Origin of the sequence: Methylocapsa sp. S129 (assembly GCF_009765995.1) — a bacterium.
Classification (GTDB): domain Bacteria; phylum Pseudomonadota; class Alphaproteobacteria; order Rhizobiales; family Beijerinckiaceae; genus Roseiarcus.
The window spans coordinates 337732-344812 of record NZ_LMUI01000059.1; the positions used below are offsets into that span (position 1 = coordinate 337732).

Genomic DNA, 7081 nt, shown 5'->3' on the forward strand with positions numbered 1-7081 from the left:
CTTTGGCGCTCCTTGTGCCGTTGGCACGCCACCCCCATGCCTACTGCATTAGCCGCTTTTGCTTTCGGCGCTCGTCCCCGACAAGGGCGCTAATTCCTAAAAACGGATTTTTAATCCGATAAAAGGAATGTTAACATTGCCAAGCGCGGTGTTGTCAAGCCAATAAATTGGGGACGGGCGAGTTTCAGGATTGGGGGTCCCTGCCGAGCTGGAAGGCCGCATTAGCGCAGCAGGCCGCCATTACGCCGTTTCTCGTGGCGGTACTCGTCCATGGAACCTCGCAACGGCCACAAGGTGCTCTCAACATGATCGAAGGAAGCTTTCTATCTCGCCTACTCATTGCTGGGGCGCTTCAGCCGAACGCGACGCTCCGGTTTGGATGTAACTGGGTCAACATCCATCAGAATCTGGCGCCGAAAAATGCCTCAGGGCGAATGAAGCGTCGGGTTATGGGAGCGGCCTATCCATTCACGCGCTGGAAGATTACACAGTGCGGCGGCACGTAATGTTCGCACATTAATCAGGGCAATTCCGAAAAATGTCTAACCCCCTGGAGCGCGCTTTTACGATCCTTGATATCGTGGTGAGCGCAAATCGCGAGGTGGCGCTGATAGAGATTGTCCAGGCGAGTGGATTACCGCAGTCCAGCGTGTTTCGCCTCACGGCGAATTTGGTCGATACAGGGATGCTTTCGTTCGACGCTCGGAACAAAACCTACCGTGCGGGCGCGCGCGTTTATCGACTGTCGCTCTTTTCTATTGGCCAAAAGAGGTTCGGCGAGGTCGTCCGGCCGTCTCTTGAGGTAGTCTCGCGTATGACGGAAGAAACGGCGTTCTGTGTCCTATGCGGGGCAGAAGGCACGCGTCTCTTTGACTACCTTATGCCAGAACTAGGAGCGCGGGCCTTCATTCATCCCGGCTTTGCCTTTCCAACTCATGCGACAGCTTCGGGGAAGGTTATTGCGGCCTTTGCGAAGAGCGACGCCATTGCCGCGCTCGGCGATGCCCCGCTTGAACGATTTCGAGACGGGACGATTACCGATAAGTCCGAGCTATCGAAACTCCTTACTCGCGTGCGAGAACAAGGATTCGCGACGAATGATAACGAGCTCGATGCCGACGTATATTCAGCGTGCGCTCCGGTTTTTTTTGCGGGTGAAATAGCCGGCGCTTTGGGCTTTGTCGGGCCACACGATCGGCTCGTGATTGCAAAGGAGGCGGAACTACCGGCGATGCTGCTAAAACTCAAGGAAGAAGCACACCATCTTTCGACCTTGATGAAAGAATAACGGTCAACGAGGTTACCTAACGTCCGACCTCATTTGGCGGTTCGTCGAGGGGCGCATTTGAGTGGACTGGCGCCGACGGCGAGGGATCAGCACTCGTAGTGCCAATCAGTTTTAAATTCTCGTCCACAACAATCCGTCTTCAAACCATTCTGCACGTTCGCTCACGGACTGTCACTGCCGCGCAGGGACTGGAGGCGATGCCGCCAGGCTTTAGACTCCAGGCGAATGTCGAATACCTCGCGGAAAAGGAAAGTGAATGTCCTTGTCCGCTGCCATTTGCGCCATGCGAAATATCGTTTTCATTTGTAGAAGTCGCGATCAGACGGTTCCGCCCAGTTCGTCCGCCAACTGCTGTAACTCTTTGCCTCCGGCCATCAAGTTCTGCAATTCGTCCATCGCGATCCCGGCTTTCGTTTGGGTGCCGAGCGTCTTGCCGCGGTTCAGCACGGTGAAACGGTCGCCAACGGCGTAAGCGTGACGGACGTTGTGCGTGATGAAGATCACGCCCAGACCCTTCTGCCGCACCTGATGAACGTATTTCAGCACCATCGACGTCTGATGCACGCCGAGCGCCGATGTCGGCTCGTCGAGGATCAGCACCTTTGCGCCGAAATAGACGGCGCGCGCGATGGCGACACATTGCCGTTCGCCGCCCGACAGCGTCCCGACGGCTTGGTTTGGATCACGGACGTCGATGCCAATCTTCGCCATCTCCTCGCGCGTTACGGCGTTGCAATGTTCGAGGTCGATATAGCGGAACGGTGGGAAGCCCTTCAGAGGTTCGCGGCCCATGAAAAAGTTGCGTGTGACCGACATCAAGGGGATCATCGCCAGATCCTGGTAAACGGTGGCGATGCCCGCGTCGAGCGCGTCGCGCGGGCTGGAGAATGACTTCGGCTCGCCATCGACGAGGAAGTCGCCGGTCGTCGGCCTGACGACGCCCGAGAGCAACTTGATGAGCGTCGACTTGCCGGCCCCATTATCGCCAAGGAGGCAATGCACCTCGCCACGGTTGAGAGTCAACGATATGCCGGAAAGCGCAATGACCGACCCATAATGCTTGGCGATGTTGCGGACATCGATGACCGGCGTCGTGACTGGCGATGCGGCGTCGGTCATGGTCAGCGCTCCCCGGTCACTTTGCGGCGGATGTAGTTGTTGAACAGCACGGCGACCAACAGCATCGTGCCGAGGAATACTTGAAACCAGTCCGAGTCGAACGAGGTATAGGAAAGGCCGATCGAAACCATGCCAAAAATGATCGCGCCAAAGAAGGCGCCGATCGCGGAGCCGTAACCGCCCGTGAGCAGACAGCCGCCGATGACGGCGGCGATGATCGCCTCGAACTCCTTCTGGAAGCCGCGCCGCGCGTCGGCCGAGCCGGCGTCGAGCACAGTGATGATGGCGACGAGCGCGGCCGCGCAGGCGGTGACGACAAAGAGGCCGGTCTTTACACGATCGACAGGCACGCCCGAATTGCGCGCGGCATTGGGGTCGCCGCCCACCGCGAAGATCCAATTGCCGACCCGCGATCGCAAGAGCACCCAGGTCGCAAGGGCGGCGAAGGCGACGAACCACACGACCGAAACCGGGACGCCCGCGACTTTCGGCAGACCGTTGTCGAACTTCTCGATGAGGTTTTGGCTGGCGAGCCACGAGAAAACGCCCTCGAACGCGAGTCCCGAAAATAGATTGCGGAGCACGCCATCGGGGACCGCATCGCCAACGCCGCGCAATTGAGTGGACCCTCCCGTCACCGCTTTCAGACCGACTAGAGTCAGGCCGCGCAAAATGAAGAGAAACGCCAGCGTAACGATAAACGACGGCAGCCGCGAACGTATGACGATCTGCCCATTGATCGAACCCATCACGCCGGCGACGAGCATCGTCGCCAGGATCGCGAGCCATAGCGGCATAGCGAAATTCGTGACCGAAGCCCCAAAAACGAGGCCGGTGAAGGCGACCATCGAACCGATTGAGAGATCGAATTCGCCGCCGATCATCAGCAGAGCCGCCGCAACAGCGAGAATGCCCAGTTGCGACGCCGGCGCCAGAATAGTCATCGCCCCGGAGAGCGTGAACATCTCGTGGTTGGCGAAGGCGAAGAAGAAGATCGCGACGAGCACAAGGCCGGCGACCGCGCCGAGTTCGGGGCGGCGCATCGCCCGGGTCAACAGTCCGACCTTGATAAGGCGCTCGTCAGCCCTCGCGGTCGGTTCAGCCGTCTGTCCCTTGGACGTCATGGGTCCCTCCCGACAGCGCGGCTCAACGGCGCGCGCCCGTCAATTCAGACAGGTTCGTTGGTAGAGCGCCCCTCCCCGTCGCCGGGGAGGGGCGCTTTGGGCGCCGCCGATTGGGAGGCAATCAGCGGATGCCCTTGGCGGACAGTTCGACCACTTGGGCCGCCTTATCCCGAGTGATCAGATTCGGGCCCGAGGCGACATTGCCGCCTGGGATCAAACCGTAACGAGCGAAATTGGCGAGGAACACCACCGGCAAGTAGCCCTGAAGGAACTGCTGCTGGTCGATGCAGAACGCGGCGTCGCCGGCGGCGACGGACTTGAGGAAGCCGGCCGACATATCGAAAGTCGCAACGTTGATCTTGCCGGCCTTGCCGGCGTCCTTGACCGCGGCGACGCTGGGCTCTCCCGCCGTGCCGGCGCCGAGCGCGAGAACCGTGTCGACGTCCGCATTCGAAGCCAGCGCGGCCTTCACCTTGGCGCGAACTTCACTGGGCTCGTTCGAAACGGGCAGCACGGTGACTTTGCCGCCGAAGCCCTCGGCAAACCCTTTGCAGCGCAGATCGAGCGAGACGTTGCCGACTTCCTGATTGACGCAGAGGCCGACCTTGCCGCCCATCGCCTTCAGCTTGGCGCCCGCCGCCTTGCCGGCGTCGAGTTCGTCCTGCCCAACGTGCAGCAGCGCGCCCAACGACTTGGACACGTCGGAGCCCGAGTTGATCGAGATAACCGGAATGCCGGCGGCAACCGCTTTCTTGATCGACGGGCCGAGCGCAGAGACGTCGGGAATCGACACGATGAGGCCGGCCGGCTTCTGATTTACGGCGGCGTCGATCAGCTGCGACATAGCGACCATGTCGAAGGTTTCCGGCGCACGGTACTCGACCGTGACGTTCATGTCCTTGCCGGCCGCGGCGACACCGTTCTTGACCACCGACCAGAACGGATCGTTCGCCTGACCGTGGCTGACGACGATGATGCGGGCATCGTCGGCCTTGGCCGGCGAGTAGCCAAGCGTCGCTGCGACTATCATGCCAGCGGCGGCGAGCGCTTTCGTAAAAAAGAGGCTCTTCATTCGTTTCCCCCTGTCAGGGCGAGATTGCCCTTTGTTGGCCGCGGCGGCCGATCCGCCGCATGTCCGACATTGCGTTTGGGCAGAAATGCACCCGGGTGCACGAAGCGACAAATTTCAACGTTCGCGTGCAATCTCTATCGAATTGAGGAGTCTCGCCCTGCGTTCCGCCCAACTGTCCCAGGTTCGCACTCGGGAGCAGCGCCGCGATCGGTAATGGATATTCCAGATCGAGTCAACTTCAGAATTTTTATTCCAAAATGGGCAAAGCATGTCATGTTGAGCCGCGCACAATCAGGCGCCCCTCAAAATTGACCGAGGCGCGCTTCGCCCGTCCGACGATCATATCGACCAGACGGTTGACCATCGCCCCTATCGGTTGCTCATAGGTCGTCAAATCGTAGGACGGCGCGCTGGCCCCATCGATGCCATCGTAGCCGACGAAGGCCATGTCGGCCGGGCATTTCAGGTCAAAGGCGAAACGCGCGACATCCATGGCGCCCATCGCCAACGCGTCGTTCTCGCACATCAGCACATCGACGCGCGCGACCGCCGGGGTCGCTGCTAGATAGCGCGCCATCGCCTCGCCTGCCGCAACGCGATCATAAGCGCCGGCCGGCAGTTCAGGCAGCGCTCCTGCGCCATGATCGCGCCAGAACGTCTCGAACTCCCGCTTGCGGCCAAGCGCTGTCGACAATGTGCGCGGCCCTGACATGAATGCAGGCCGTCTATAGCCTCGCGCCCAAAGATGTTCACAGATTTCGCGAATCGAATGAACGGAATCGCAGGAAATCGCGGTGACACTGTCCAACGTGCTCTCCCGCGCGAGCACATAGAGCGGCGGGCCATGAGGGTGCAAAGCGTGGTCGCGTAGGATCTCGTCGCGGAACGATGTGCCAAGCAGCACGACCGCGTCGAGTTGCCGCTGATCGGCGTTGAGGATTGCATCGACGTGGTCGCTCGGCTGGTCGATGTTGATGAGCGCCGCGACGAGACCTTCCCTTTGTAGGCTCGCCGTCAGCGCCTTCAGAGCGGGCAGCTTGTGCGGATTGCCGAAGTCGTCGACCAATACGGCCACCTGCTGCGTCGTCTTGGTGGTCAGGCTTCGGGCCAGGAGATTCGGACGATAGCCAAGGCTTCGCGCCGCCTCCATCACGCGTTCTCTGCTTTTGTCGGCGATCGATGCGTCGGGCTTGAAAGCGCGGTTGACTGTCCACTTCGAGACGCCAGCCTCCTTCGCGACGTCCTGCGCCGTCGCTCTGCGCCCCGCACCCGCCGCTCGACGTAGAATGTTCATTCCATTTTGCCGCCGTTTTGGAATTACCCGCTTGAACCTCGCTTCGGTTCATGTCAAGAACAAGTAAATGCACCCGGGTGCAAGCCTGCATAGCGGCTGATCAAGCGTCCAGCGGAGCGCTTGTAGGAAGGAGCGCTCGGCTCACCGCCCGCGCAGAAATGGCGAGGCAAGACGATGCGAACCCTCTCGATCCCATTGCCTCGGTCACAACGCATCGCGGGTCGACGCGCGGGCTCTTCGACGTCGGTCGTCCGCTTCGCGCTCGCTCCATGTTTCCAGAGCTTTCCGCGACATGCGGGAATCTTTCCGCCGGCCCTTCGCGGACCTGTCGATCCCACTCGGCGAAGATAGCGTGAGCCTTTCTTCGCCTGACCCGCAATCCCGTCTCAAAAACATGGTCGAGAGTTGAAATGACACAGCCCTTCAAGCTTTCCGCCTGCGCCGAAATGCTCTGGCGCGACAAGCCGATGGAATGGCGTCTGCGCCGCTTGAGCGAACTTGGCTTCGAAGCCGGAATCTGGAACTGGCAGGCGCACGACCTGGACATGCTGGAAAAGTCTGGCGCGCGGTTCTCGTCGATGACCGGATATATCCGCGGTCGCCTTGCCGACGATGAGGGAGCGTCGGAGCTTCTGGCGACAGCGCTCCAGTCGATCGAGATCGGCAAACGCCTGAACGTCGCCCGCCTCAACCTTCACGGAACCGGCCTCGGCGATGGCGGCCTTCCCGTCACGCCTTGCGAGGTCGTTATCGGCGCCATGTGGCTGAAGGCTCGCGATACGCTCTCCCGCATCGCCGACCTTGGCGCCAAACACGGGGTCACCTTCATGATCGAGAATCTGAACTTGCCGGTCGACCATCCGGGCGTGCCGTTCGCGCGCATCGAAGACACGCTGGCGCTCGTTTCGTCGATTGATCGGCCGGAATTGCGGCTCAACCTCGACCTCTACCACGTCCAAATCGGCGAGGGGAATTTGATCGAGTGGTGTCGCAAGTGCCAGCCATGGATCGGCGAGATCCAGGTTGCCGACGTGCCAGGCCGTAAGGAGCCGGGAACCGGCGAGATCAACTTCCCCGGAATTGCAAGGGCGCTGAAGGCCATGGGCTACAGCGGCCCGGTATGCATGGAGGCTTTCGCATCGGGCGATTCGGAAGCAGCGCTCGAAGCCTTCCGGAACGCATTC

Annotated in this window: 6 protein-coding genes; 2 read left to right on the forward strand and 4 right to left on the reverse strand. The window is 60.7% G+C overall.

The features are described 5' to 3' along the window. The first annotated feature begins 538 nt into the window (after positions 1 to 538). Positions 539 to 1288, forward strand: coding sequence for an IclR family transcriptional regulator (locus GSQ90_RS30165; protein ID WP_158818677.1), 750 nt, complete (start codon positions 539 to 541; stop codon positions 1286 to 1288). Positions 1289 to 1606: 318 nt separating this feature from the next. Here GSQ90_RS30165 and GSQ90_RS30170 read toward each other — a convergent pair whose 3' ends face one another. The 4 genes from GSQ90_RS30170 to GSQ90_RS30185 all read right to left on the reverse strand — a co-directional run bounded on the left by GSQ90_RS30170 (position 1607) and on the right by GSQ90_RS30185 (position 5897). After that, positions 1607 to 2407 (reverse strand): ATP-binding cassette domain-containing protein, encoded by an 801-nt coding sequence (locus GSQ90_RS30170; RefSeq protein ID WP_158818678.1) that lies wholly within the window; start codon positions 2405 to 2407, stop codon positions 1607 to 1609. A gap of 2 nt (positions 2408 to 2409) precedes the next feature. After that, complete coding sequence (locus tag GSQ90_RS30175; RefSeq protein WP_158818679.1) at positions 2410 to 3531, reverse strand: ABC transporter permease; 1122 nt, start codon at positions 3529 to 3531, stop codon at positions 2410 to 2412. 121 nt (positions 3532 to 3652) lie between these two features. Then, positions 3653 to 4561, reverse strand: coding sequence for a sugar ABC transporter substrate-binding protein (locus GSQ90_RS30180; RefSeq protein ID WP_158818759.1), 909 nt, complete (start codon positions 4559 to 4561; stop codon positions 3653 to 3655). 313 nt (positions 4562 to 4874) lie between these two features. Beyond that, complete coding sequence (locus GSQ90_RS30185) at positions 4875 to 5897, reverse strand: LacI family DNA-binding transcriptional regulator (RefSeq protein ID WP_158818680.1); 1023 nt, start codon at positions 5895 to 5897, stop codon at positions 4875 to 4877. Between the two features lie 410 nt (positions 5898 to 6307). On the opposite strand from GSQ90_RS30185, the gene GSQ90_RS30190 reads away from it, so the two are divergent. Further along, on the forward strand, positions 6308 to 7081 hold a 774-nt coding region (locus GSQ90_RS30190; RefSeq protein ID WP_158818681.1), incomplete at its 3' end, for a TIM barrel protein.